Source organism: Sediminibacterium roseum (assembly GCF_009939005.1).
GTDB classification, from domain to species: Bacteria; Bacteroidota; Bacteroidia; order Chitinophagales; family Chitinophagaceae; genus Sediminibacterium; species Sediminibacterium roseum.
This window is the reverse complement of the sequence record NZ_JAACJS010000015.1, coordinates 255875-282866: the sequence shown is the minus strand read 5'-3', so window position 1 is coordinate 282866 and position 26992 is coordinate 255875. Positions and strand designations below refer to the sequence as shown.

The 26992-nt window shown below is 49.8% G+C and carries 20 protein-coding genes; 9 read left to right on the top strand and 11 right to left on the bottom strand.

All coding sequences use genetic code 11. The features are described 5' to 3' along the window. The first annotated feature begins 79 nt into the window (after positions 1–79). From aroA to GWC95_RS12310, 4 genes are all read left to right on the top strand, one after another. Positions 80–1363: a 3-phosphoshikimate 1-carboxyvinyltransferase gene (gene aroA / locus GWC95_RS12325; protein ID WP_161819033.1), complete on the top strand. Its 1284-nt coding sequence runs from the start codon at positions 80–82 to the stop codon at positions 1361–1363. Positions 1364–1441: 78 nt separating this feature from the next. Further along, the gene (locus GWC95_RS12320; RefSeq protein WP_161819032.1) at positions 1442–2440 is read left to right on the top strand and encodes a chorismate synthase; all 999 of its coding nucleotides are present in this window, start codon (positions 1442–1444) and stop codon (positions 2438–2440) included. A gap of 97 nt (positions 2441–2537) precedes the next feature. After that, a complete protein-coding gene (locus GWC95_RS12315; RefSeq protein WP_161819031.1) occupies positions 2538–2843 on the top strand; it encodes a DUF952 domain-containing protein in 306 nt (101 codons plus the stop codon). A gap of 5 nt (positions 2844–2848) precedes the next feature. Further along, entirely contained in the window at positions 2849–3145 is a 297-nt protein-coding gene (locus GWC95_RS12310) for a thiamine-binding protein (RefSeq protein WP_161819030.1), read from the top strand. A 21-nt stretch (positions 3146–3166) separates the two neighbouring features. Here the strand turns inward: GWC95_RS12310 and GWC95_RS12305 are convergent, their stop codons facing one another. Continuing rightward, positions 3167–4183, bottom strand: coding sequence for a hypothetical protein (locus GWC95_RS12305; RefSeq protein ID WP_161819029.1), 1017 nt, complete (start codon positions 4181–4183; stop codon positions 3167–3169). A 232-nt stretch (positions 4184–4415) separates the two neighbouring features. Here GWC95_RS12305 and GWC95_RS12300 point away from each other — a divergent pair, with 232 nt between their 5' ends. Further along, positions 4416–5675 (top strand): septal ring lytic transglycosylase RlpA family protein, encoded by a 1260-nt coding sequence (locus GWC95_RS12300; protein ID WP_161819028.1) that lies wholly within the window; start codon positions 4416–4418, stop codon positions 5673–5675. Positions 5676–5755: 80 nt separating this feature from the next. Next, complete coding sequence (locus tag GWC95_RS12295) at positions 5756–7123, top strand: OmpA family protein (RefSeq protein WP_161819027.1); 1368 nt, start codon at positions 5756–5758, stop codon at positions 7121–7123. 97 nt (positions 7124–7220) lie between these two features. On the opposite strand, the gene murB is transcribed toward GWC95_RS12295, so the two are convergent. From murB to GWC95_RS12250, 9 genes are all read right to left on the bottom strand, one after another. After that, the gene (gene murB, locus GWC95_RS12290) at positions 7221–8234 is read right to left on the bottom strand and encodes a UDP-N-acetylmuramate dehydrogenase (RefSeq protein WP_161819026.1); all 1014 of its coding nucleotides are present in this window, start codon (positions 8232–8234) and stop codon (positions 7221–7223) included. Between the two features lie 2 nt (positions 8235–8236). Beyond that, positions 8237–10675 carry a replication restart helicase PriA gene (gene priA, locus GWC95_RS12285; protein ID WP_237722148.1) on the bottom strand — a complete coding sequence of 813 codons (2439 nt, stop codon included), beginning with the start codon at positions 10673–10675 and terminating at the stop codon, positions 8237–8239. A 166-nt stretch (positions 10676–10841) separates the two neighbouring features. Then, on the bottom strand, positions 10842–11597 hold the full coding sequence (locus tag GWC95_RS12280; protein WP_161819024.1) for a lysophospholipid acyltransferase family protein: 756 nt from the start codon (positions 11595–11597) through the stop codon (positions 10842–10844). A 195-nt stretch (positions 11598–11792) separates the two neighbouring features. Then, on the bottom strand, positions 11793–12830 hold the full coding sequence (locus GWC95_RS12275; RefSeq protein ID WP_161819023.1) for an outer membrane beta-barrel protein: 1038 nt from the start codon (positions 12828–12830) through the stop codon (positions 11793–11795). Between the two features lie 103 nt (positions 12831–12933). Next, positions 12934–14295 carry an ammonium transporter gene (locus GWC95_RS12270; protein ID WP_161819022.1) on the bottom strand — a complete coding sequence of 454 codons (1362 nt, stop codon included), beginning with the start codon at positions 14293–14295 and terminating at the stop codon, positions 12934–12936. Between the two features lie 228 nt (positions 14296–14523). After that, entirely contained in the window at positions 14524–15996 is a 1473-nt protein-coding gene (locus GWC95_RS12265) for a glutamate synthase subunit beta (RefSeq protein WP_161819021.1), read from the bottom strand. Between the two features lie 78 nt (positions 15997–16074). Next, on the bottom strand, positions 16075–20595 hold the full coding sequence (gene gltB / locus GWC95_RS12260; protein ID WP_161819020.1) for a glutamate synthase large subunit: 4521 nt from the start codon (positions 20593–20595) through the stop codon (positions 16075–16077). A gap of 173 nt (positions 20596–20768) precedes the next feature. After that, complete coding sequence (ispE, locus tag GWC95_RS12255) at positions 20769–21587, bottom strand: 4-(cytidine 5'-diphospho)-2-C-methyl-D-erythritol kinase (RefSeq protein WP_161819019.1); 819 nt, start codon at positions 21585–21587, stop codon at positions 20769–20771. A 77-nt stretch (positions 21588–21664) separates the two neighbouring features. Further along, positions 21665–22261, bottom strand: coding sequence for a bifunctional nuclease family protein (locus GWC95_RS12250; protein ID WP_161819018.1), 597 nt, complete (start codon positions 22259–22261; stop codon positions 21665–21667). 140 nt (positions 22262–22401) lie between these two features. Between GWC95_RS12250 and abc-f the strand changes: the two genes are divergently transcribed. Further along, complete coding sequence (abc-f, locus tag GWC95_RS12245; protein WP_161819017.1) at positions 22402–24339, top strand: ribosomal protection-like ABC-F family protein; 1938 nt, start codon at positions 22402–22404, stop codon at positions 24337–24339. Positions 24340–24411: 72 nt separating this feature from the next. Here abc-f and GWC95_RS12240 read toward each other — a convergent pair whose 3' ends face one another. Then, entirely contained in the window at positions 24412–24846 is a 435-nt protein-coding gene (locus GWC95_RS12240) for an FKBP-type peptidyl-prolyl cis-trans isomerase (RefSeq protein WP_161819016.1), read from the bottom strand. A 187-nt stretch (positions 24847–25033) separates the two neighbouring features. Between GWC95_RS12240 and GWC95_RS12235 the strand changes: the two genes are divergently transcribed. Together GWC95_RS12235 and GWC95_RS12230 are read left to right on the top strand one after the other, a co-directional pair. Next, positions 25034–25936 carry a GLPGLI family protein gene (locus GWC95_RS12235; protein WP_161819015.1) on the top strand — a complete coding sequence of 301 codons (903 nt, stop codon included), beginning with the start codon at positions 25034–25036 and terminating at the stop codon, positions 25934–25936. Between the two features lie 125 nt (positions 25937–26061). Beyond that, a complete protein-coding gene (locus tag GWC95_RS12230) occupies positions 26062–26931 on the top strand; it encodes a GLPGLI family protein (protein WP_161819014.1) in 870 nt (289 codons plus the stop codon). Positions 26932–26992: the final 61 nt, after the last annotated feature.

Here is a 26992-nt window from a genome sequence, read left to right as displayed (position 1 = left end):
TGCAAACCTCAACGGTTGATGGTCCCCGGGTGATTGATCATTTGCGATCCAATCTATAAATCATATTTGACCAGACATTATGGTAGTCACGATACATCCCTCACAGCTTTCAGGCACCATTCACGCAGCGGCCAGTAAAAGCAGTATGCAGCGGGCATGCGCGGCGGCGCTGCTTACACCGGGTGAAACCGTTTTGGTAAACCCGGGCAAAAGCAATGACGACCTGGCTGCCATCGATGTGATACAGAAACTTGGCGCATCCGTTGAAGAAGATGCGGATGGAAACCTGGTGATCAGGTCTGCCGGCATCGATCCTAAAAACAACGAAGTGAATTGTGGAGAGAGCGGGCTCGGTATACGCATGTTTACACCCATCGCGGCGCTCAGTAAAAAACAGATCACACTCACGGGCAAAGGCAGCCTGCTCACACGGCCGATGGATTTTTTTGATGAGATCCTGCCAAAACTTGGTGTAAAGGTGCAGTCGCAAAACGGCAGGCTCCCCCTGCAGATACAGGGCCCCCTGCAACCGGCCGATATTGAAGTAGACGGCTCATTGAGCTCACAATTCCTGACCGGCCTGCTGATGGCCTATGGCGCCGCGGGCGCCGATGGGGTTGCCATAACGGTAAAGGATCTCAAAAGCAAACCTTACATCGACCTGACCCTGCAGGTGATGAAACATTTTGGATGGGATGTGGTGAACCACAACCACGAACGTTTCTCTTTCAATGGTAACAAGGCACAAAAGGCAGCTGTTCAGAAATATACAGTGGAAGGCGATTGGAGCGGCGCGGCATTCCTGCTCGTAGCGGGTGCCATCGCGGGGCCCATCACAGTAAAAGGGCTGGATGTGTTTTCGACGCAGGCCGACAAAGCCGTGTTACAGGCGCTCATGGATTGCGGCTGCGTTTTATCCATCGAACCCGGCCAGATTGATATCGGGCCGATGCCCTCGTTGAAAGCGTTTCATTTTAATGCGAACGATTGCCCGGACCTGTTTCCACCCCTCGTTGCCCTCGCAGCGTACTGCGATGGAACAACGGTGATCGAAGGAGTAAACCGCCTCACCCACAAAGAAAGCAACCGCGCCCTCACATTGCAGGAAGAGTTTGCTAAATTGGGGATCGAAATAACGCTGCAGGACGATCTCATGCTTGTAAAGGGCGGCACCTTATTAAAGGGGGCCACCACGCACTCGCACCACGACCACCGCATCGCCATGGCATGCGCGGTGGCCGGATTGAGGGCCGGCGGCAACGTAACCATAGAAGAAGCAGACGCGATCAATAAATCATACCCTGATTTCTATGAGCATTTGAAGAAATTAGGAGCGAAAGTGAGTGTAATTACTAATTACTAATTGGTGGGGAAAGGGGATTAGTTACTGATAACAAACAAGCCGACAACCACAAAAACGACAACCACAAAAACGACAATCTTGAACAATTTTGGCCGCATATTCCGGGTTACTATTTTTGGCGAATCGCATGGTGAGTGTGTGGGGGTAACGATTGATGGTTGCCCGGCAGGACTGCCATTAAGCGCAGAAGATTTTCTTGTTGACATCGAGCGCCGGAAAGGTGGCGTTCAGCGGGGAACCACGCCACGCAAGGAAGACGATGTTCCGCTGTTTAAATCAGGGCTTTTTAATGGCCACACCACCGGTGCACCACTGACCATCCTTTTCGAAAACAAAAATACCCGTAGCGGCGATTACGAAAAGCACCGCGCAACACCCCGCCCCGGGCACGCAGATTTTACGGCGCATGCCAAATACGGCGGGTTTGAAGATTTCAGGGGCGGCGGGCACTTCAGCGGAAGACTTACCGTGTGTCTTGTTGCCGTGGGGGTAGTAGCCAAGAAATTGTTGAAAGGAATTAATGTAGCATCAACCATACTGGAGATCGGTGGCGAGGCCGATCTTGAAAAAGGACTCGATAAAGCCATCGAGGCCAAAGACAGCATTGGGGGAATCGTGGAATGCAGGGTGAATGGGCTGCCTGTTGGACTGGGAGAGCACTTCTTCGACTCGGTAGAATCCCTTCTTGCACATGCGGTTTTTGCCATACCGGCGGTAAAGGGGGTAGAATTCGGGGCGGGTTTCGCGGCAGCCAGGATGTTCGGCGTGGAACACAACGATGCGATCGAAGATGAAACCGGTAAAACCAGGACCAACCATGCCGGCGGCATAGTAGGCGGCATCACCAATGGAAATGAACTGGTATACCGCGTCGCCATCAAACCCACTTCATCTACACCCAAAGAACAGAATACCTGGAACAGCGAAACCAACCAGGTGGAACCATTTTCGGTCAAAGGCCGCCACGATCTCTGCATCGCCCTCCGCGTTCCGGTGATTCTGGAAGCCGTTACGGCAATGGTGCTGGCAGACCTGATGCTGCTGGCGCAGCGGATCAAACCGGTGATGGAGCGTTAACCGTAAACGGGAGCCCTAAATGAAGAATCGGGATCTTTAATCGATTTCGTTCTCACACCGTTCCCGCACAATAATTTATCACAACTCAAAAACACAAATGGAATCAGATTACATATACCACATTACCACCCGCGAACAATGGGCGGAAGCGCAGCAACTGGGTCATTACGACTCCGATACTTTGGCAACGGAAGGATTCATCCATTGCAGTACCGAACCACAGGTAGCCGGGGTACTTGAAAGATATTACAAGGGCCGGACCGGTCTGCTCAAACTCAAAATCGAAAAGAGCAGGGTGGAGCGTCCGCTGATCTTTGAACTGGCCGGTTCCATCAACGAAGTTTTCCCACACATCCATGGCGCGCTGAACCTCGACGCGGTGGTTGAAGTAACAGAATTGTAACCATTATGCACCAGTATATCGTAAACGCGTCCATCCAGATCCTGCCGGTTGTACAGGACAGGCACCCCTACGAATGGGTGGACGAAGCTATTGCCATCATCCAAAACGCCGGCATTAAATACGAGATCGGCCCTTTTGCAACCGTAGTAGAGGGTACATATGAAGAAGTGATGAAGGTGATCAATGCCGTGAACGAACACCTCTTCAACCGCCATTGCAACGAATGGATCACCAGCATCCAGCTACAGATAAGGAGTGGCGGTGATATAACGGGAGATGAGAAGGTTGAAAAGTTCAGGTAACCTTGTTTCTTTAATTGAGTATCAGTTGGTTGATGGTAGTATAAGATCCTTATAAACCCTTTCGCCCCAGTATTCGTACCCCGCTTTCCGGGCATAACGCGTGCCGGCGAGCACTGTGTGAATAAACCCGTTCCTGGCTACCTGTTCGGTATGATAGATTTTACCTTCTTGATTGGTTTTCAATCGAATGTCGATTCTATTTGATAATGCGCTGTAATTTATAAAGCTCGTATCAGTCGTGCTGGTAAACGGGAAGGATTCGTTTAATTTCCGCTGCATCATTTTGCTCCTGTACCAGGTGCCGCCTGCGGGACTAACCAGTGGTTTGCCGTTGTAGATCACCACGCTGTCGTTGTAGGCCAGTACAGACAGGTAGTGTTTTTTGGACGACCTGAGCCAGTTCGCCAGTTTAGCGCTGTGGAGCGAATCTTCGTAACCGTAGTCGCTGTCAATAAATGCGATCCTTTCTACCTGGTCGGGGATCCGTTCAACCGCATCGAGATAGCCAAACAGGAAACTGCCGCCGCCGCTGTGGCTGTTCAGCATTACTTTCGGTTTGTACGCCGCAAAAATACCTGTAATTGAATCCACGATCCGTTTGATCTCCTGCGGCCCGTCTGGCCGTTGCCTTTTCCATGCCGGCCAGCTTTTGAGTTCATTTGCCAGGTAGGCAACGATCACGTTGTGGTTGGCCATCTGTTTCCTGATGTACCTGGTTTGAGCGGCAATGTGCTGGATATCGTAGTGCCAGTCGTCTCCGGCTTCCATCCGTTTACCCATGGTCCACTCAATGCTGTTGCCGTTGGGAAGGGCGAAGAAGATCACTAAGGTTTGCTTTTTGGGATCGGGACGATGGTCGGAGCCCGGCAGATTGATCTGGATCACGGTCTTGTTAACCGGGTTGTTGATCGTAATGTTGCTTTCCGGAGCTATATCATTGAGCGTGCCCATTCCATCGGCACGTTCTTTTTGGGCAAATGACATGCTGGCAACAAAGAAAAAGACGAGCGAAAGAAATAGATGGGACGTTCTGGTCAAGAAAAAGTAATTATAATTTCAATAAAATATGCTAACATGTTGATTTTTATGCATTTATATCGTATTAATTAAGGTTTAATTTCAAATTTTATTCCATTCTTGGCATAGATTTTGGCAATGGAGGCGGGTTTGAAGCTGGAAAAAAATATGCTTGAAACCTGTGTTTTGCATAACGGTTTGGTTATTTTACCCGGTGATCGATACCGCCCCTGGCGTGACAAATTACAAATTCATGATGAAAAAGCTTATCTGCCTTATTGTTTTTCTTTCCCCGGTGCTGGTAAGTTTCGGACAACGGGAGGGCAAAGCCGGGAGAAAGGATTCGGCCGTGGTAGATACCCTTAGGCCGGAGGCTTTCAAGGTATCGGGCAAACCGGTTTCCGGCAACGCGGGCATATACGACCTCGATTTTGACGGTTCCAAAACCGCATCCGGGGAAGCCTTCTTCAACATCCGGCTCACCGCGGCAAGCAACGATTTTGACCTGAATTCATGGGTAAAGGTGACCAATCCCAAAAACAAGAAATATACGATCGTACGGATCAACGACAGGCTATCCTCCAGGCAAAAGAAAAAAGGGATAAAGATCAACCTCAGCCATGAGGCCGCTAAAGAACTTGGAATAAAAAATGAATCGACCTTTAAAGTAAAAATTGAGTTGATCACCATAAACGACTCTTCTTTCTACGAAAACAGGGTTTACCCAGACCTGGTAAAGGATTCAATTCCCAAAACAGATTCACTAACGCCCAATACTTTTGAGCCGTACGGAAAGGCGGTCAACGGTATCGCGAGTTTCTACAGTTATAACCTCGACGGTTCAAAAACCGCTACGGGCGAGCGGTATCGCAACGCCCTGCTCACTGCAGCAAGTAATCATTTCAAACTGAATACATGGGTGTTGGTGACCAACCTTAAAAACAAAAAATCGGTGATCGTGCGGATCAACGACCGGATGCACCCACGTATGAAAAGAAAAGGGCGGGTGGTGGACCTGAGCAGGGAAGCTGCCCGGCAGCTCGACTTTATGAGCAATGGCCTGGCCAAGGTTAAAGTGCAACCCATTCGTTTTGTGTTCTCACCCGAAGTAAAGGAGCAGCTGGACAGCGCCAAAGCTGCGGGCGATTCGGTTAAGACAGCAACCGATTCTACGGGAAAAGCGATGGAAGACGACGACGACTCGGTAACAGGCATCGCCAGCTTTTACAGTTCCAACCTCGATGGAACCAAAACAGCAACGGGCGAACGCTACCGGAACAGCAAACTCTCGGCGGCGAGCAATCATTTTGACCTGAACACCTGGGTTCGTGTAACCAACCTGAAAAACAACAAGTCGGTTGTTTTGCGGATCAACGACAGGATGCACCCGCGCATGAAAGAAAAAGGAAGGGTAGTGGATCTGAGCCGGATCGCAGCATCGAAACTGGGCTTTATCAAAAGCGGGTTAACAAGGGTAAAAGTAGAGCCGGTAGAAAAAGGAACGGTGAACTAAACGTGAATATAAACTTATCATAATTTCTTAAAATTCAGATACAGAGCTTACTTTTGTTTCCTATTACTAAAACTCGCATTATGAAGAAAATCATCTTTTCCCTGATAGCACTTGGTTTGTCAGCCGGAGCTTTCGCCCAGACAACCTTGCCCAGCTATAAAAAAAGACCGTCACTTGGATTAAATTTCTTTTTTAAAGACGTTACCACCGCGAACCTGATCACACAAAACTCACTCGGCGTTGTTTTATCGAACAAACAATGGGCGAAATTGGGTGATATGGCCCCGGGCGTTTCGCTCAGTTACTATAATGGCATTACGGATAAGATCGATTTCGTTACCACATTGGGTGGATCTTTCACCAAATTTCCATTTTCAACAGCATCGGGTATCACACCATCTACCAACAACAAATTTTTGCTGGAGGCAACTGCCGGTGTAAACCTGAAACTCCTTCCGGATAATTACGTGGTTGTTCCTTACGCCCACATCGGTATCGGCGCCTCTATGTACGCCGGCACTTATTTCGCGGCTTATATCCCAACGGGTCTTGGCCTCCAGTTCAACCTCGGCGAAGAAACCTTCCTGAATGCGATGTTTGGATACAACAACAAAGTATCGGCTACATCCATCAACCATTTCAATTATTCGATCGGGGTCTCTTCTCCTTTGTCTGACAAAAAAGAACCCGTAATAGTTACCCCGCCACCACCACCGGCACCGGTTGTTGTGGAAGCAGATACAGATGGCGATGGTATTGTTGACAGCAAGGATAAATGTCCGACCGTTGCAGGTACCGCCAAATACGACGGCTGCCCTGTTCCGGATACGGATGGCGATGGCATCAACGACGAAAACGACAAATGCCCTACCGTAAAAGGCTTGCCTGAATACAATGGCTGCCCTGTACCAGACCGCGACAAAGATGGCATCAACGATGTTGACGACAAATGCCCTGATGTTCCGGGTGTTGCACGTTACCAGGGTTGTCCTATTCCTGACCGCGACAAAGACGGTATCAACGATGAGGAAGACAAATGCCCGGATGTTCCAGGTGTAAGGGAAAACCAGGGTTGCCCTATGGTGAAAGAAGAAGTGGTTAAGAAAGTAAACACGAGCGCTAAGAATATTTTCTTCCAGACCAACAGCGCTAAACTGTTGCCAAAATCTTTCCCTGCATTGAACGCAGTGGTTGCGATCCTGAAAGAAGATGCTGCTTTGAAACTCGATATCGAAGGACATACAGACATCACCGGTGGTGACAAGATCAATGTTCCTTTGAGCAAGAACCGTGCGAAATCTGTTTACGATTACATCGTTTCACAAGGAATCGATGCTTCAAGACTTAGTTCAGAAGGATTTGCTTCTTCACAACCGATCGCAGACAACAAAACTGCTGCCGGCCGCGCCCTCAACCGCCGCGTGGTGATGAAACCAAAATATTATTAATCGAGCTGGATTAGTAGATGCGAAAAGAGAGCCGTTTTTGGCTCTCTTTTTTTGTTATGACGGTAAACGGATCGTTCCCATCCGATCAAGATCGCGATCACACGATATTGACCTCGCGTTCCAACGCGATGCCGAATTTCTGTTGAACGCTGTCGATGATTCTTTGTGAGAGGGTAAATATTTCATCGCCCGTTGCCTTTCCGTAATTGACCAGTACCAGCGCCTGTTTATCGTAACAACCCGCATCGCCCTCGCGGTAGCCTTTCCACCCGCATTGCTCGATGAGCCAGCCGGCGGCGGTTTTAACCTGGTTGCCGGGCGCAGGGTATCCGGGCATCGAAGCAAAACTTGCTTTCAGCAGGTCAAATTGTTCCTGCCCGATCACGGGGTTTTTGAAAAAGCTTCCTGCATTGCCGATGATCTTAGGGTCGGGGAGTTTGCTGGTCCTGATGTTGATCACCGCACGTGAAATGTTTTCGATAGACAATTCTTCCACACCCATCTTCTCCAGTTCCTGCTCAATGGCGCCATATTGTGTGTTGTAAACCGGTTGTTTGCGCAGGCGGAACGTAACGTTGAGTATTACAAACCGGTTGCGGTATTTTTTCTTGAATACGCTTTCGCGGTAGCCGAACTCACAATCGACGAGACTGAATTTCTCAAGACTGCGGTCGTTCAGGTGCCACGCTTCAAGTTCATGAAAAACGTCTTTGATCTCAACGCCATAAGCGCCGATGTTCTGCATTGGCGAGGCGCCAACATTACCCGGCACCAGGCTCAGGTTTTCCACGCCTGCATATTGGTGGGCGATGCAATGCTGCACAAACCCGTGCCAGTTCTCGCCGGCGTGGGCGCGAACATAATAATAGTCTGCATCTTCACCGGTCAGTTCAATTCCTTTCAATTCGTTTTTTAATACCAGTCCGTCAAAATCGTTGCGGAATAAAATATTGCTTCCGCCGCCGAGTATGAGCAAAGGTTCTTTTTGTGTTGAAGAGCCGGTTAACAGTGCCAGCTCATCCACGGAAGAAAAACATGCATACCGCCTGGCAACGGCATCGATGCCGAACGTGTTGTAGGGTTTGAGTGATATGTTTTTTTCTATCTGCATGGTTACACGGGATCTACATCCGGAAGGATGGTAACGCCCCTGTATCTTTTGTTTGACTGGATGATCACGATCTGCTGTTGTATCTCTCTCTTGCAAAGATTGATCCGGGCCGCGTCTTTCGGGAGTTTGATCAGTATTTCCCAAAGGTATTGGTTCCGCACCCGGTCAACCACGGGCTGTGCCGGTCCGTTACATTCGTTGCCAAAATCCTTTTTGAGTCCCTGCATCATGATGTTGGCCGCTTCTTCTGCAATGTGTTTTTCTTTGTGTTTGAAGATCACCTGTATCAACCGTGTGAACGGTGGGTAATCGAACTGTTTCCTGTTCGCAAGTTCGAATTGGAAGAGTCTTGTAAAATCGTGCTCCTTCACAAACTGCAAAACGGGGTGCATGGGGTTGCTCACCTGTATCAGTACCGTTCCTTTGCCATCCCTGCGGCCCGCGCGGCCGCTTACCTGTTCCATCAACTGGAACGCGCGTTCGTTGACGCGGAAATCGGTAAAGTTCAATATGCCGTCTGCATCGATGATGCCTACCAGGTTCACATGCTCAAAATCGAGGCCTTTCACCACCATCTGTGTGCCCACTAAAATATCGATCCGCTGCTGTTCAAACAATTTAATAAGTGCATCGTGGTCGTTCTTCCCTTTTACGCTGTCGTAATCCATCCTCGAAATCCTCGCATTCGGAAAAGCTTCCGCCACCAGTTCTTCGATCTTTTCCGTTCCAAAATTTTTCTGGTTGAAATTATGACTGCCGCAGGCCGCGCAGGTATTGATCACCGGGTACGATGTGCCGCAATAGTGGCACGCCAGGCTGTTCTTTGCCTTGTGATAGGTAAGCGTAACATCACAATGCCTGCATTGCGGTATCCACCCGCAGGTGCCGCAGATAAGGTATGGAGAATAGCCCCTCCTGTTTTGAAAAAGTATGACCTGCTTCTGTTGCTGAAGCGAGGTATCGATGGCGGCGATCAGCGAGGGCGACAAAGCAACCTTCCCTTTATCCTGCGCAGGAACTTTTTTGATATCGATCACCGAGATCTGTGGAAGTTCTACCTGGCCGTAACGTTCATCGAGCTGCACCAATGCATATTTCTGTTGCGTACAGTTGTAATAACTTTCGATGGAAGGCGTGGCGCTGCCCAGTAAAACACGGGCGTTGTTGAGCGATGCGTAGTAGATGGCCGCATCCCTGGCATGGTAACGCGGGGCGGGATCCTGTTGTTTGTACGAGGCATCGTGTTCTTCATCGGCAATGATCAGCCCAAGGTCTTTGAACGGAAGGAACAACGAAGAACGGGCGCCAAGCACAACTTTTGTTTCGCCGGTTTTTACTTTGTTCCAGATCTCAACCCGTTCGTTGGGATTGAATTTGGAATGATAGATGGCAATGTACCCGCCAAAATGTTTCTGCAGCCTGCGTATGATCTGCGAAGTAAGAGCAATTTCAGGCAGCATGTACAGAACCTGTTTTCCCTGCGTAATGCAGGCTTCAATAAGTTTTGTGTATACCTCTGTTTTCCCGCTTGCCGTAACGCCATGCAGCAGGCAAACCTGTTTTTCGCTGAAGCCCTGCTGCACTTCGTCGAAGGCTTTCTGCTGCGCGGCAGACAGGGTAAAATCGATCTGGATATCCCTTGGCAGCAAGCGGATCCGGTCCGTGGCCCTTTTCTCCAACACCAGGATGTTCTTCTCGCACAAACCTTTCAGCTGCGCCGCTGTTGCATTTGATTTTTTGAGAAGCTTCGGCTGTGTTACTTCTCCTTCTGTTTTTACAAGGTGAAGATAAGAGAGCAGCAACTCCATTTGCTTTGGCGCCTTGCTCCAGTTGTTGAGCAGGTCGGCAAGCTCGTCTTCATTGTTGTATTTGGAGTGAAGCGTAACAAAGGTTTCTGTTTTTGACCTGTATTTTTCTTTCAGTTCTTCCCACACATGACAAACGCCTTTCTCGATCAGTTTCTTGATCACGGGATAAACGTTCGAAGCATCCAGCAATTGCTGCACCTCGTTCAGCCGCAGTTCTTTTTTCAGTTCCAGCGCTTCCGCAACAACATATTCGGAGTCGGTGAGATCGCTGAAATCGTAGCTTCTTTCTTCGTTCCAGATCAGTATGCTTTCGCTCGACAGTTTCAGGTTGGCGGGCATCGCGGCCTGCATTACCTCGCCTTCGCTGCACATGTAGTAGCGGGCGATCCATTGCCAGAGATCGAGTTGCTGCGGGTATACAACCGGCTCGGTATCGAGCACATTGAGGATCTCTTTCGGTTCAAATTCCTCTGGCTTTTTATCGAGCATCTTTTTTACGATGCCGGCATATCGCTTGTTCTTCAGCTGCACTTCCACACGCACACCCGGCTGCACGGCAGCCTGCATCTGCGCAGGCACGGCCCAGGTGTAGTTTTTCGGGAGGAAAAGAGGTATGATAACTTCGATGAACAAAGGAAAAAACAAGTTAAGACGGTAAAAATAAGTAAAGTTGCACCGCCGCCCTCGAACGATGGTAACTTTTAACCTGTGTTAAGGATTGGGAGTGCCTGTTGTTAAGCATTATGCACAGCTTCAATAGAAAAGTATCTGAACATCGCATCACCTTATGCGATCGGGCTCAATTCCCATAGGTCCTGTACCTCCGCAACCCTTCCTCCATGATCCGGTGTACCTTTTCCTTCAACCACTTTACATCTTTCAACGTTAACCCTTCTACCGGCACTTCTTCGAGGTATACCACGCGGTTGATGCCCGGTGTTAATACGAACAGGCTTCTGTAATGGAGCCTGTCGATCGTGTCGGGAAACAGGAGTGGTTTGATGGGTGTCTGTGTTTCTATGGCAATACGGAACGCGCCATCGTAAAAATCTTTGAGCGGTTTTGGGGTCTCATTGAAAGTTCCTTCGGGAAAAATAAAAATAGAAATGTGGTGCCTGAGTGCCGATTTCAAAGCGCGCACACTCTTTGCACGCGTTTCGGAACTGCTGCGGTCCACCAGTATCACCGCCGCACGGTAGATCCATCCGAAAACGGGAACCCTGGTCATCTCCGCTTTTCCCAGCACGCGGATGGGTTGGTGCGCAATGAGAACAATGGGAGGGATGTCCATATACGAGATATGGTTGCATACAAAAATGTACTGCCGCGACCTGTCGTGCGGCTGTTCATAAATTTCCCTGTGCCTGATGCCGACCAGGAAGTACCAGGCCGTTCCCCATGCGCGGCAGAGCTGGTAAATGATGTTTCCACCACGTATTTTCCCGAGCAGCAGTGAAAGCAAAACAAAAGGCACCACCACAAACATCAACGCAACAAAAAGCAGTAGAGCGTATACACAATAGATCCATTGCAACGGGCGGAGGATGCGTTTCATGGCCCGAACTTAGGATTTTTAAGGGAGTTGTGCACGGTGAAGCCGAGTGACCGGTAAAGGGTGATGAGATTTTGTTTTGATCCGGCGCGCTGCCGAAACAAACAGGCACCCCGGAGGATGCCTGTTTTCTCTCATGTATAGCCTAAATTCTTGTTCAATAAGCAATGTTTTGGTTTGCTTTGTCTTCGTGTTACATCAGAACCTGTAAACTGCCGCCAGTATAAATGCGCCGTTGCTTTTTGTAGCGGTACCGTCGCCTTTCTGGAACACGGCATTTTTTGCTGCGTCGATCCTGAATTCGGGTATGATGGTGAGGTTGTCGATCTTTATGTTGCCTGAAAGAGTGGTTGCAAAAACTTTGTTCACGCCGAGTACGGGTGAGAGTTTGCGGTCGTCGAAATAATCGGCGCGCAGCGTGAGGCCGAACATAGAAGTGGGATCGTAGTTGAGGTACAGCGCATGCGCTTTCCAGCTTGAATTTGTGGTGCCGATCTTACTAGTCTGGATGGTTCCATCGTATGCAATGTTGAACTGACTGCTGAGTGTTCCCATCAAAACAAGATCAAACTGCGAAATACCGGTGCCTCCCTGGAAATTCAGGTAAGCCTTCAGCTTGTCGTTCTTGGTGGCCGTACTGAATTGGGCGATCACCATTTTTACACCGTTGGGTGCGCTTACGTAATCGGTGGGATTGGCAACACCGATCATCATCGCGCTTTTCCCGCCCAAAGATATATCTGCTTTGATGCCGGTATGGAAGAACGGGCCGTAAGAGAAGCCGTACGACATGCTGTAATTGCGGTTTGCATACGCATCGAGCAATTCATAACCGACGTGCGTGGCCCATTTTCCCAGCGTAAATTTTACGGAGGATGACGGCGCGTAGCTAACAAAAGCCTGTTTTACCGCGGTGAGCGTGGTGCCTACATCGTTGTAGGAAAACTCCTGCGCCCTTCTTCCAAAACCGAGATCGGCTGTGGCTGAAACTTTGCCCACCGTGTGTTCTACTTTAATAGACGCCATGCCGAGCTCGAAAGAATTCTTTGAATTGGTAAAGCTGGTCAGGTTGTTGGTTGCCGTGCCCGGCGGATCGCTGAACGGGAAACGGTAATAGGCATCCACCGATCCTGTAAAAGTGGTGACCGATTTTTTGGACGAATCCGTTTGTGCATCAACATCGGCCGGCTGAAAGGCCAGGAATCCGATGCATACTGCTGAAATTTTCTTTAACATTGCAATGGGTTTTATGATTAACAAATAGGTACAGCCTTTAAACCTGGTCAGAGGTTTATCAAATGGCTGTACCTTTTTAGTAGGAGTTGAGGCCGGGAGCCGGTTAAGCTACCTGCGGTGTCCTTCCATATTTCTCATCGTGCTGCGTAGCGTCGAGCCCGATCGCTTCTTCTTCCGTGCTCACACGAAGCGGTAAAATAAGGCCGATGAATTTGAAGATGAGGAACGATACCGTGAAGCTGTATACCACAACAATGATCAACGCTTTCAGTTGGGTGACGAAGAAAGCCGTTCCGCCATACAGCAGCCCGTCTGCGCCGGCGCTGTTTACGGTTTTGGTGGCGAAGATGCCCGTCATTAACATACCAACCATACCGCCGATACCATGACATGCGAATACATCCAGCGGATCGTCGATCGATGTTTTGCTCTTGGCAGAAACGGCCAGGTTAGAAACGATGGCCGCTGCAAAACCGATGAAGATACTCTGCGGCACGGCAACAAAACCTGCAGCCGGCGTGATGGCAACAAGGCCAACAACGGCGCCTATACAGAAACCGAGTACGGATGGCTTTTTGCCGCGTACCACGTCGAAGAACATCCATGAGAGACCGGCTGCTGCTGCTGCGGTATTGGTAGTGGCGAAGGCAGATACGGCGAGCGCGTTGGCGCCAAGGGCCGATCCTGCATTAAATCCGAACCATCCGAACCAGAGCAAACCCGTTCCGATCAAAACATAAGGGATATTGGCCGGTGGAACTTCCTTGTGCTCGAGGTGCGACTGGCGCTGCTTCAATACCAGCGCCCCCGCCAATGCCGCGCAACCTGCCGAGATGTGAACCACGGTACCACCAGCAAAGTCGAGCACACCCCATTTGAAAAGAAATCCTTCCGGGTGCCAGGTCCAGTGTGCGATGGGAGCATACACCAGCAAACTGAACAATGCAATGAAGAGGATATAAGCTGTAAAACGGATGCGTTCAGCAACAGCGCCCACTACAAGGCCCGGTGTAATGATCGCAAACATCAACTGGAAAAGGGCGAACAATCCCAATGGAATGCTCGGCGCCAGGCTCCATGGCGCACCGGAGATCACGCCTTTGAAGAACAGGTGGGTGGAAGGGTTACCGATCACGCTCAAACCACCAACCCTTACCGGGTCGCCGAAGCAAAGGCTGTAACCAATAAAAACCCAGAGAATACTTACCACACCGGCGGCCACCACGCTTTTGATCATGGTAGAGATCACATTTTTGCGGTGAACCATCCCGCCATAGAAAAAAGCCAATCCGGGCGTCATCAGGAAAACGAGCGCAGTGGCCACAATGATCCATGCGATGTCGGCTGAATTGTATGCTTTTGCCTCATCAGCATAAGCCGTAAAGGAAGGAATAAAGATGGCCCCAATCGATACGGCCATCAGCACAATAAATGGTGCCGCCTGTTTGATTGTCATTTTTTGCATGCTCTAGGTTTTGGTTATTAAATACAAGAAAATAATAATATTGAATTATTTTATGTAAAATACTAAAAAATCAACTAACAATTGTTCAAATTATTAACATTTTATAATAATATATATAATATCTAAAATTGGCCTTGTTTCATTTGAAATTGTTCAAAATGTTAGTTTTAGTCGTAAAACAAAAAGCCCGCCTTCGGAAAAGGCGGGCTTTTAATGTATATATTTAAATTATATGCTTATCAAATAGCTTTTGTCTTTGGATTCGAGCACGGAACTGCCCATCAGGTATTCGTCTACTTTACGTGCACACTCACGTCCCTCGCTGATGGCCCAAACCACCAGCGATTGTCCGCGGCGCATATCCCCGGCGGTAAAAATCTTCTGGATATTGGTCTGGTAAGATTGGTCGTTTGCTTTTACATTTCCCCTTTCGTCCAGGTCTATGTCCAGCTGCTTCAGCAGGCCATCGTGTTGCGGGTGCACAAATCCCATCGCCAGCAATGCCAGTTCGCAGGGGATCTCCCGCTCACTGCCCGCCACTTCTTCAAATTTTGCCGGGCCTCCGTTAGCGGGTGTTTTCCACGAGAGATCAACCACGCGAAGCGCCTTTAAGAACCCGTTCTCATCACCAATGAACGCTTTGGTAGCTATGGCCCAATGCCTGTGTGCGCCCTCTTCGTGTGATGATGTTGTTTTCAATACCATCGGGTAGGTTGGCCATGGCATCGCATGGGTCCTGCTTTCTGGCGGTTTGGGCATTAACTCAAACTGCGTCACTGATGCTGCGCCGTGGCGGTTTGACGTGCCCACGCAATCGCTTCCCGTATCGCCACCGCCGATCACCACCACGTTCTTCGCGGTTGCAAAAATGGGTTCGCCTTCTACCGGTCGCTCGCTCACCCTTTTGTTCTGCTGTTTCAGGAACTCCATGGCAAAATGCACGCCTTTCAGGTTCCTTCCTTCGATGTCAAGATTGCGCGGTATGGTTGAACCGCCTGCAAGTACCACTGCATGGAACTCCCTCAGCAGGTCATTGATGCTTACGTTGCCGCCCACATTCGAATTGCATTTGAATACGATGCCTTCCTCTTCCAGTAACGCGATCCTGCGGTCGATCACCCATTTTTCCAGTTTGAAATCAGGGATGCCGTAACGCAGCAGTCCGCCAGGGGCATCGTCCCTTTCATACACGGTAACGTGGTGCCCGGCATAATTCAGCTGCGCAGCAGCGGCAAGTCCTGCAGGGCCCGACCCGATCACCGCAACTTTTTTCCCTGTGCGCAGGTTTGGTTTGCGTGGTTTTACAAATCCCTTATCGAATGCGATCTCGATGATGTGCTTCTCTATTTCCTCTATGGTAACAGGCGGTTGGTTGATGCCCAGCACGCATGAGCTCTCGCAGGGCGCAGGGCAGATCCGCCCCGTAAACTCGGGGAAATTGTTGGTGGCGCTGAGGATATCGTATGCTTCCATCCAGCTCTTGCGGTATACCGCATCGTTGAATTCGGGGATGATGTTTCCCAGGGGGCACCCGCTGTGGCAAAACGGTACCCCGCAGTTCATGCACCTTGCAGACTGCTCATTCAGTTTCTGTTCCGGCAGCCGCTCTACAAATTCATTGTAATCCCCGATGCGTTCTTTCGCCGCACGTTTTGCCGGAAGCTCTCTTGTGAATTCCAGGAATCCTGTTGGTTTGCCCATGTGTCGTTGTTGTGTGGTGAATGGTGTTTAAGCTGCGTGCCCTGTGCCTGGTAAAACAATGCGCATGGCACGCAGCTGCTATCGTGAACTTACTTTCGAGTACTGGCCCGAAAGCACTTTCTTATAATCTTTCGGGAACACCTTGATGAAATTCTTCAGCTGGTTCTCAAAATCATCCAGTACAAACTTTGCAACGCTGCTTGCCGTGTATGCATAGTGTTTGGTGATCATGTCGTGCAATTGCTGCGCATCCTGCTGGTCCAGCGGGTCGAGGTCCACCATCTCCTTGTTGCAGAGTGCATGGAATGTTGCATTTACATCGTACACATAAGCGATGCCGCCGCTCATGCCCGCTGCGAAATTCCTGCCCGTGCTTCCCAGTATCACGGCTGTGCCGCCGGTCATGTATTCGCAGCCATGATCGCCAACGCCCTCTGTTACCACGTTTGCGCCCGAGTTTCTTACGGCGAATCGTTCACCTGCTTTTCCCCTGATAAAGGCTTCGCCCGATGTGGCGCCGTAAAACGCGGTATTGCCAATGATGATGTTCTCTTCCGGATGGAACGATGCCTGCCGCGATGGATAGACGATCAGTTTTGCGCCGCTCAGTCCTTTCCCGAAATAATCATTTGCATCGCCTTCCAGTTCGAGCGTTACTCCCTTTGTATTGAATGCACCGAAGCTCTGGCCCGCGGTTCCGTTGAAAGTGAAATGTATCGTGTCTTCCGGCAGTCCTTCTGCCTTGTATATTTTTGTGATCTCGTTCGACAGGATCGTTCCCGCTGTCCTGTCCGTATTTTTTATCGGGAAGGAGGCAGACACGCGCTGTTTTTTCTCCAGCGCAATTTTTGCCGCTTCCAGTAATTTCCAGTCGAGCACCTCTGCAATGCCGTGATCCTGTTCTTCTGTGTTGTACAACGATGTTTCGAACGACGGCTCTTTGTACAGCACACCCGATAGATCAAGCGTTTTGTATTTCCAGTGGGTGATGTCGTCGCGCATCTCCAGCGAATCAACCTGTCCCACCATTTCTTCTATCGTCCTGAAACCGAGTTCTGCCATGATCTCCCTTAACTCTTCTGTAATAAAGCGGAAGAAATTGACAACATGATCCGGGTCGCCCGTAAAACGGCTCCTCAATTCCGGGTCCTGTGTGGCCACGCCAACCGGGCAGGTGTTCATGTGGCACTTGCGCATCATGATGCATCCTTCCACGATCAGCGCTGCTGTTGCAACGCCCCATTCTTCGGCGCCCAGCAAAGCTGCGATGGCGATGTCGCGGCCGGTTTTCATTTGCCCGTCTGCCTGCACCACAACGCGGCTGCGCAGTTTGTTTTTTACGAGTGTCTGGTGTGTTTCTGCAAGACCGAGCTCCCAGGGCAATCCTGCGTGTTTGATGGAACTGATGGGGGAGGCGCCTGTTCCGCCATCGTGGCCGGAGATCAGCACCACATCTGCTTTTGCTTTTGCAACCCCTGCCGCTATGGTTCCCACGCCGGCTTTTGAAACAAGTTTCACATTGATGCGTGCCGCGCGGTTCGCGTTTTTGAGGTCGAAGATCAACTGTGCAAGGTCCTCGATGGAATAGATGTCGTGGTGTGGCGGAGGTGAGATCAAACCAACACCTGGTGTGGCGTGCCTGGTCCTTCCGATCCATTCATCCACTTTATGGCCCGGCAACTGTCCGCCTTCGCCGGGTTTTGCGCCCTGCGCCATTTTGATCTGCAGTTCATCCGCTTCGGTAAGGTATAAGCTTGTAACACCAAATCGTGCAGAGGCAACCTGTTTGATCGCCGAGCGCATCGAATCGCCATTCTCCATTTTTTCAAAACGAACCGGGTCTTCTCCACCTTCACCCGTGTTGCTTTTTCCGCCGAGGCGGTTCATCGCGATCGCGAGTGTGGTGTGTGCTTCCCAGGAGATAGAGCCGAACGACATGGCGCCGGTTGCGAAACGTTTGTAAATGTTTTCTGCGGCTTCCACTTCGTCTATCGAAACCGATGGCCGCGTACGTTTAAAACGGAACTGGCTGCGCAGTGTGCATGCTTTTTCGCTTTGGTCGTTTACAAGCTTCGAATATTTTTTGAAAGTTGCATAGTCGTTCGTCTTCGTTGCATGCTGCAACAGGTGAATGGTTTGCGGGTTGAACAAATGGAACTCGCCTTTTCTTTTCCATTGGTAAATACCGCCAACGGGGAGGCGGTCAACGGGAATTTCTTTTTTACTGAACGCGAAGAAATGTTTGGCCAGGATCTCTTTTGCGATCTCATCCAGCCCCATTCCCTGAATGCGCGAGGTGGCGCCGGTAAAGTATTGATCAACCACCGACCTGTTCAGTCCTATGATCTCGAAGATCTGCGCGCCCTGGTAAGATTGCAAAGTGGAGATCCCCATTTTGGAAAATACTTTCAGCAACCCCTCGTTCACTGCTTTTACATAATTCTTTTTGAGCTGGTCGGCATCAAGATCGGTGCGCAGTTTATCGCTCAGTTTCATATCGCGTATCGACGACAATGCGAGGTATGGATTGATCGCCGTGGCGCCAAATCCGAGCAGGCACGCAAAATGGTGCACTTCCCAAACATCGCCCGCTTCTACAATGATTCCCACCTGCCCGCGGTAACCTTTGCGTATGAGGTGATGGTGCACTGCGGCCGTTGCCAATAAAGAAGGGATAGGCGCGTGGTCGGAGTCGATGGCGCGGTCCGTTAAGATGATCACTTCAAAACCATCTTCAACCGCATCAACCGCGTAGCGGCAAAGACGGTCGAGGCCCGCTTTCAATGAACCCGGGTTGCCATTGGCGCGGAAATAGGTCTGCAATGTTTTCGCCTGGAAAATACCGGTATCAATGCTCCTGATCTTTTCCAGCTCGTGGTTGTTGAGAACGGGATGTTTCAGTGCCACACTATGGCAGGCCAATGGATCTTCCACCAGTAAATTGCCATTGCTGCCCGCGAAAGTGGCGAGCGACATCACCATTCGTTCGCGTATGGGATCGATAGGAGGGTTGGTTACCTGTGCAAAAAGCTGCTTGAAATAACTGCTGAGGTGCTGCGGCTGCTCGCTCAATATCGCAAGCGGCACGTCTGTACCCATAGAGCCGATCGGTTCTTTACCGTCGAGGGCCATCGGTGCGATGATGGTATCGAGGTCCTCGGTTGAGTAGCCAAAAACTTTCTGGTATTTGAATACCTGGTCGCTTTCAAGGTGCGTGAACATCACGCGCGGTTCGGGCAATTCTTCCAGGCGGATCTTGTATTTGTTGAGCCATTCTGCATACGGTTTCTGCGAGCAGATGGAACGTTTCAGGTCATCATCGCTGATGATCTTTCCCTGCTCCATATCCACCACGAACATTTTGCCCGGCTGCAGTCTTCCTTTTTCTTTGATCAGCGATGGATCGATGGGCAATACACCTGTTTCCGATGCCATGATCACACGGTCATCGTGCGTAACCGCATAACGCGAGGGGCGCAGCCCGTTCCTGTCGAGCGTTGCGCCAATTATTTTTCCATCTGTGAACGAGATGGAAGCGGGGCCGTCCCAGGGCTCCATCATACAGGCATGGTATTCGTAAAACGCTTTCTTCACCGGGTCCATCTGCTCGTTGCCATCCCATGCTTCCGGGATGAGCATCATCATCACGTGCGGAAGCGATCTGCCGCTGAGTGTGAGCAACTCGATCATGTTATCCAGGCAGGCAGAATCGGATTGCCCGCCGGTAACGATGGGCAACAGCATGTCCATTTCTTCTTTTGTAAAATAGGGAGAGGTAAAACCTTTCTCACTGGTGCGCAGCCAGTTCAGGTTTCCCTGCAGCGTGTTGATCTCGCCGTTGTGTGCGATGTACCGGAACGGTTGTGCAAGCTTCCAGGAAGGGAAGGTGTTCGTTGCAAACCTCGAGTGTACGAGGCCGAAAGCGGATACTACTCTTTTATCGCTCAGGTCGGGAAAATATTTCCGTACCTGCATGCTGGTGAGCTGGCCTTTGTAGATTAATGTTTTGTAAGAAAGCGATGCAATGTAAAAACCGATCTCGTCCTTTTTTACGGTGTTGCTGATGGTGTGTGATGCGTAATTGCGGAGTATGAATAGTTTTCGTTCAAATTCATCGGGATTGGTAATATGGTCGGGACAGGCAACAAACACCTGTTCCATGCAAGGTTCAACAGAAAGCGCGGTAGGGCCGATGTCTTCCTTGTTAACCGGAACTTTCCGGTAAGCCAGGATCTCGAGCCCCAGTTTCTCAGCGGCGCGGTTGAAGATGTCGCGGCACTCTTCGCGCAGGCTGATCTGTTTGGGAAAGAAGACCACGCCAACACCGTATTTACCAAAGGCAGGCAACTGAACGCCTGATTTCAAACATTCGTCGAAGAAAAACTCATGCGGCACCTGGAGCATGATGCCGGCGCCATCGCCCGTATTTACTTCACAGCCGCAGGCGCCGCGGTGCTCCATGTTTTCGAGAACGGTCAATGCATCGGCAATATGCTGATGCGATTTGTTGCCTTTGATGTTTGCCACGAAACCTATACCACAGGCATCGTGCTCAAAGGAAGGGTCGTAGAGCCCTTCGCTGGGTTGGGGAACACGCATGTACAATCGAATTTAATCAGGAATAAAATCGGCAGGCAATCGCGTTGTAATTTAGGAAAAAATCAACGTTTTGGGAAATAGAATTTTCAGAAATTGTCCAGATGTGTTGATAATTATCAAAGAAATATCTACTTTATTAGAAAATTTCAATCGATTAATACTAACGGTTGTTATTATATATAATATACTCTCCAGGTAGACTGTACCGCAAGAGCCGGCCTGTTTTCTTTACGGAACAGGCCGTACACGGTGCTTCCGCTTCCTGTCATGGATGCATATACCGCACCCTTCTCATACATTTCTTTTTTGATGGATGCGATCTCGGGGTGTGCGGCGGCAACTCCTTTTTCAAAATCATTCACGAGCCATTCTTTCCATTCTTCCACCGCGAGGCGGATGATGTCTGAAACCGGGCGCTGCGGTTCTGCGGGCGTAATATTTGAGAATGCAAATGCAGTGGAAATATGGATGTTGGGGTTAACCAGCACCAACCGGTATGCTGAAAGATCGAGCGCTACCGGTTCCAGTTTTTCTCCGCGCCCCGTGGCAATACAGGGCTTGTTGAGAATAAAGAACGGGCAATCGCTGCCGAGTTGAAGCGCGTAACCGAGCAGTTGCTGCTCGCTGAGGTTGAGCGCACAGAGTTTGTTGATCAGCATCAAGGCAAATGCGCCATCCGCACTACCACCGCCGAGCCCTGCACCCATTGGGATGACCTTGTGCAGGTGCATATGAACGGAAGGCAATGAAGGAAAATCTTTTTTGAGCAGGTTCCAGGCTTTCACGCAAAGATTGTCTGCGGCATCGCCTGCAACGGCTAACCCGGTACTTTCAAATAAAACGGGTGAACTGCTTTGCGGCAGCCTGATGGCCTCAAGGGCATCTTTCAGACCCACCGGGTAGAAAACGGTTTCTAGGTCGTGGTACCCATCCGCCCTTTTAGCCGTGATGTTAAGGCCGAGATTGATCTTGCAGTTGGGGAAATTGAGCATGGGTATAAGCTAAGCGCTGTGAGCCACCGGCTCTGTATGAATTAAAAAACGCGTGGCCCGCAGCGCACGGCTCAAAACTATTTTCTCTTATTGATCTCATCCCTGATAGAGATGGCCCTGATGTAATCTTCCTGCTCAAGCACATTGTTCAGCAATGCCTGGAGCTCCTCGAGGTTCATGCTCGACAATCGCTCGCGGCCCGTTTCCTCGATGCTTACGCCTTCGCTCTCGCGGTCCTCATTCTTGATCTTTTTCTCGCCCCCGTCTTCCATAAGGATGCCCGCATTTTCGAGAATGTGTTCATAGGTATACACGGGGCAGCCAAAACGCACGGCAAGTGCCAGGGCATCGCTGGTGCGGCTGTCGATCTCAACGGTATCGTTCTCTGTAAAACATACCAGTTTCGAATAAAAAATACCTTCCTGAAGATCGCTGATGATGATCTCCTGCAATTCAACACCAAAAGCGTTCATGAAATTCTTCATCAGGTCGTGCGTGAGCGGCCGGCTAGGCTGCATGTGTTCGAGCGCCACGGCAATGGCCTGCGCCTCAAAACCGCCGATCACGATCGGCAGGCGGCGCAACCCGTTCATTTCGCCCAAAACCACGGCATACGAATGGGTTTGCGTAATGCTGTGCGACAGGGCCACTATTTCCAGTTCGATCTTTTTCATAGATACCGCGAAAATACTAAAACAGTTTGAAGTTTGAAGTTTGCGGCAGGGAGTTGTTAAAAGTTTAGGGATTTTGATCTTTCGCTGATTTATCCCGCTGCAAACACCCAACTCAGGGCGCCAAACTGTATTTTCGCGCCATGCATTATGTTTCGGCTGAAGGACTGACAAAAAGTTATGGTATCAACCCTCTTTTTAGGAACATTTCGTTCCACATCAACGAGGGCGACAAGATCGCGCTGATCGCGCGCAACGGGGTGGGGAAATCCACATTGCTGCGGGTATTGAATGGGGAGGAGACGGTGGACGAGGGTAAGATCTTCATCCACAAAGACGTAACCGTTGCCCTGTTTGAGCAGGACCCGAAATTTGATGAGACCAAAACGGTGCTCGAGAACATCTTTCACACCAACCACCCCGTGCTCAACGTGATCCGCGAATACGAGCTTGCGAGCGAGAGTGAGGATGGCGAGGCGATGGCCGAGCTGTTCGGTAAAATGGACGACCTCAACGCTTGGGAGTTTGAAGTTAAGGTGAAGCAGATCCTCACACGGCTCAATATACACCACCTGGAGCAGCCTGTGAGCGACCTGAGCGGCGGGCAACGCAAACGCGTGGCGCTTGCCAAGACATTGATCGATATCGGCTTCGATCACAAGCATACTTTGCTGATGATGGATGAGCCCACCAACCACCTTGATGTAGAGATGATCGAGTGGCTGGAGAATTACCTCAACCAGGAAAACGTTACGCTGCTGCTCGTTACGCACGACCGGTATTTTCTCGATGCGGTGAGTGAAGAGATATGGGAGCTGGAAAGGGAGAACATGTATGTATACCGCGGCGACTATGAAAATTACATGGAGAAAAAAGCGGCGCGTTTGGAAAGCGAGCAGGCAAGCATAGACAAGGCAAAGAACGAATACCGCAAAGAGCTGGAATGGATGCGCAAACAACCCAAGGCGCGCACCACCAAAAGCAAGAGCCGCCAGGATAATTTTTACGAGGTAGAATCGCGCGCCAAACAAAAGATCGAAGATGCACAGGTGCAGTTGCAGGTTAAAATGAGCAGGCTGGGAGGCAAAGTGGTGGAGATGAAAAAAGTCTACAAGAACTATGGCGATCTCCAGGTGCTTAAGGCATTCGATTATACATTCAGCAAGGGAGAACGCATTGGCATCATAGGTAAGAATGGGGTGGGAAAATCTACGTTCATGAACATGCTGCAGGGCCTCGAGCCCGTTACCAGCGGGAAAATAAACATAGGGGATACGGTTGTATTTGGTAATTTTTCTCAGACAGGGTTGGTGATCAAGGAAAACATGCGCGTGATCGAATACGTGAAGACCATCGCGGAAAATTTCCCGCTCGCCAACGGCGGCAGCCTCAGCGCGGCACAGTTCCTCGAACTGTTTTTGTTCTCGCCCGATAAACAGTATACCTACCTCAATTCACTAAGCGGCGGTGAAAGAAAACGGCTGCAACTGCTGACCGTTCTTTTTGCAAACCCCAATTTCCTCATCCTTGATGAGCCCACAAACGATCTCGATCTGCCAACGCTCGCCGTACTGGAAAAATTTCTCGAAGAATACCAGGGCTGCGTGATGATCGTGAGCCACGACCGTTATTTCATGGACCGCCTCGTTGACCACCTTTTTGTTTTTGAAGGCGATGGCGAAGTGCGTGATTTCCCGGGCAACTATACCCAATACCGTATCTGGCTCAAAGACAATGAAAAGAAAGACAATAAATGGGATGCGTTGCAGGAACGCAAAAGCAAAGGCGAGACCACGGAATCTGTAGTGGTAAACCGTGCCTCATCAACCGCGACTGCCAGCACCAATAAAGCGGCCGCTGCCCCTAAAAAGAAAATGGGCTTTAAAGAAAAGCGCGAGTTCGAGCTCCTCGAAAAAGAAATGCCAGAGCTTGAAAAAGAAAAAGCGGCCATCACCGAACAAATGGGAGCCGGCAACCTTGGGTTCGAAGAACTTCAAAAATTAAGTGAGCGGATCATTGTGATCGATGGCCTGTTGGCGGAAAAGGAAATGAGATGGCTCGAGTTGAGCGAGATGGAATAACACAAGCAGGAGACCGGCAGGTTCTGAAACCGTGGATGCGATTTCAAAACCTGCCCGTTTCCCAACTATGATTTAAACAAAGCTGATCAGCTCCACATCAAAGATCAGCGTACTGTTTGGCCCGATCGCAGCGCTTACCTGCCTGTCGCCATAACCCAGGTGCGGTGGAATAAAGAACCTCCATTTGCTCCCGGTAGGCATGAGTTGTAAACCTTCCGTCCATCCTTTGATCACCATATTCAGTGGAAACGATGCCGGCCTTCCTCTTTGTACAGAACTGTCGAAGATGGTGCCATCGATCAGCGTGCCGTGGTAATGGCAGGTCACTTCGTTGTGCGCCAAAGGTTTTTCGCCTGCGCCATGGTTCAGGACCTCATATTGCAAACCGCTTGGCAGTGTTGTTACGCCGGGTCTTGTTTTGTTCTGCTCTAAAAAATCCTGCCCTGCTTTTAAATTCGCTGCGGCTTTTTCTGCTTTCAGTTGTGCCAGTTGATCTGCTACGCCCATGTTGTTTGTTTTTTTACAAATATAAACAGAATACAGCCATTCGTAGTTGATCGCTGGTTGTAAGATGATACGCCGGTTACAAAGAACCGCACCTGTCGATGCATTCCCCATTAACCTTCCTTAACCTTAAATACATTCTTATTAACATGCATGTGTTGTAGTTTCATCTTATATCTAAAACACAGCCATGAGAAAATTAATGTTTACCACTTTTTGTTTTTTGCTGATCACCTGTGCACATGCACAGCAGGATTCAGCGTTCGCCACCGTGAAATACAAGCTCACGCACATCAGCGATACCACCTGGCCCGAAAATCCACAGATCACCAATTACATTCTTTATTTAGGAAAAAACTTAAGCAGTTACACCAACTATGATCGTGAGCTGGCTATGAGCAAGGGTGGTGGTAACGTGATCTCGGGTGGCACCATCAGTTCGCTTGGCGCTGTTGCGGTAACGGCAACCAATATTCCTGCATCGGGGGCAAGAGGTTCGTCCAGTAGCCAGGCAGAAATGATCGCATCGATGGGTAATATTTACAGGAAGCTGAACGAAGGGAAAATGGTGAATATGGAATACACCTACGGACAATTGTTTGCCGTGGAAGACAACCTGCCGGAGATCAGCTGGACCATTTCGCAGGATACAAAAGAGATCATGGGACTGCAGTGCCAGAAAGCGACCGCCGATTTCCGGGGCCGTACTTACGAAGCATGGTTTTGCGCAGCATTGCCGTACATGAACGGCCCGTGGAAATTGAATGGGTTGCCGGGTTTGATCATCGAGGCATCCGACACAAAGAAAGAAGTGGTCTTCAGTTTTGTTGGGTTTGAGAACCTGGAAGAAAAAAAGCCGATCGGGATCTCAACATTGGCATCGAAAGCATCTCCCAAAGAATTCAAACAATACAAGGAAGCGCTGGAGAAAGACAGCAAGGCAATGGCCGGAAGCTCGGTTACCTCCGGCGGTATGATCACCGTTCGCGGAACGCTTGCAATGGGCGCCGATGGAAAACCACCACGCTTCCGCCAGATGAACAACCCGATAGAAAAAGAAACGAAGAAAGAAACGGCACGGGGAGACAAATAATAACAACACCAACAGATCCGCAACCGGCCATACATCAATCCCAAAAAGGAAATAACTAAAAAAATAGTTTATTAACTAAAAAAATAGTTTTAAGTTTATTTATTATTTACTTAAAACAACCAGCTATGCTTAGGGTAATCGTTTTTTTTCTTGGATTGATCGCGGCGTTTTCTGCAGGTGCGCAGATCAACGATACGGCATTTGCCGCTGTCAGGTATTCTTTTGTTTACCTGTCTGACACAACGATGCCCCCTGAAACAGAAAACATGATACTCCTGCTTGGTAAGAACACAAGCTTGTACAAGAGTTACGACCGCATGTTCTCCGATTCGGTGATCAAGGCCCAGATGGAATCTTACAAAAATGCGCCGCCCGGAACCCCTATGCAGTTAGGTATGGCGGGGATGAAGAGAGGCAACGGTTCCGCAGTATACAAAGACGTTGCGAACAACAGGATGCTGCGCCAGGAAAATTTCATCAAAGATTACATCATTGATGATGCCATGCCCGCCATCAACTGGAACATGGCATCTGAAACAAAAAACATCCAGGAGCTCGTGTGCCAGAAGGCAACAGGTTCTTTCCGCGGCCGTAACTACACTGCCTGGTTTACCACACAGTTGCCCTACAGCAACGGCCCATGGAAACTGGGTGGTTTGCCGGGGTTGATCGTTGAAGCGTACGACGATGAGAAGCAGGTTGTTTTCAAATTCGAAAGTTTTGAGAACGTGGGCCATCGCAAAATCCCGATCGCATTGCCCGCGGAACATGTTCGCGCAACGGCGAAAGAATACAAACAGCTCCGTGAGCTTGCAGACAAAGACCGCGAAGGATTTATGAAGAGCCGCATGGCAGAAATGCAAAACAGCAATGCAACCGCCGGCAATATTTCCGGCGGAACCATCACCGTTGTTGGCGGAGGCTCGAGAGCAGGCGGCGGTGGGTCATCCAAAAGAAGGGTATTGAACAACCCGATCGAAAGATCAGAAAACTAAACCAACTGCCTGTACCCGCGCCGTAAAAAATACCTGCGGCAACAGCCGGCAGCTAAAAAAA

Coding starts and splice junctions, on each gene's coding strand:
- aroA (WP_161819033.1), top strand. CDS start 80: ATGGTAGTCACGATACATCCCTCACAGCTTTCAGGCACCATTCACGCA.
- GWC95_RS12315 (WP_161819031.1), top strand. CDS start 2,538: ATGGAATCAGATTACATATACCACATTACCACCCGCGAACAATGGGCG.
- GWC95_RS12310 (WP_161819030.1), top strand. CDS start 2,849: ATGCACCAGTATATCGTAAACGCGTCCATCCAGATCCTGCCGGTTGTA.
- GWC95_RS12300 (WP_161819028.1), top strand. CDS start 4,416: ATGATGAAAAAGCTTATCTGCCTTATTGTTTTTCTTTCCCCGGTGCTG.
- GWC95_RS12295 (WP_161819027.1), top strand. CDS start 5,756: ATGAAGAAAATCATCTTTTCCCTGATAGCACTTGGTTTGTCAGCCGGA.
- murB (WP_161819026.1), bottom strand. CDS start 8,234: ATGCAGATAGAAAAAAACATATCACTCAAACCCTACAACACGTTCGGC.
- GWC95_RS12280 (WP_161819024.1), bottom strand. CDS start 11,597: ATGAAACGCATCCTCCGCCCGTTGCAATGGATCTATTGTGTATACGCT.
- GWC95_RS12275 (WP_161819023.1), bottom strand. CDS start 12,830: ATGTTAAAGAAAATTTCAGCAGTATGCATCGGATTCCTGGCCTTTCAG.
- GWC95_RS12270 (WP_161819022.1), bottom strand. CDS start 14,295: ATGCAAAAAATGACAATCAAACAGGCGGCACCATTTATTGTGCTGATG.
- GWC95_RS12265 (WP_161819021.1), bottom strand. CDS start 15,996: ATGGGCAAACCAACAGGATTCCTGGAATTCACAAGAGAGCTTCCGGCA.
- gltB (WP_161819020.1), bottom strand. CDS start 20,595: ATGCGTGTTCCCCAACCCAGCGAAGGGCTCTACGACCCTTCCTTTGAG.
- ispE (WP_161819019.1), bottom strand. CDS start 21,587: ATGCTCAATTTCCCCAACTGCAAGATCAATCTCGGCCTTAACATCACG.
- GWC95_RS12250 (WP_161819018.1), bottom strand. CDS start 22,261: ATGAAAAAGATCGAACTGGAAATAGTGGCCCTGTCGCACAGCATTACG.
- abc-f (WP_161819017.1), top strand. CDS start 22,402: ATGCATTATGTTTCGGCTGAAGGACTGACAAAAAGTTATGGTATCAAC.
- GWC95_RS12240 (WP_161819016.1), bottom strand. CDS start 24,846: ATGGGCGTAGCAGATCAACTGGCACAACTGAAAGCAGAAAAAGCCGCA.
- GWC95_RS12235 (WP_161819015.1), top strand. CDS start 25,034: ATGAGAAAATTAATGTTTACCACTTTTTGTTTTTTGCTGATCACCTGT.
- GWC95_RS12230 (WP_161819014.1), top strand. CDS start 26,062: ATGCTTAGGGTAATCGTTTTTTTTCTTGGATTGATCGCGGCGTTTTCT.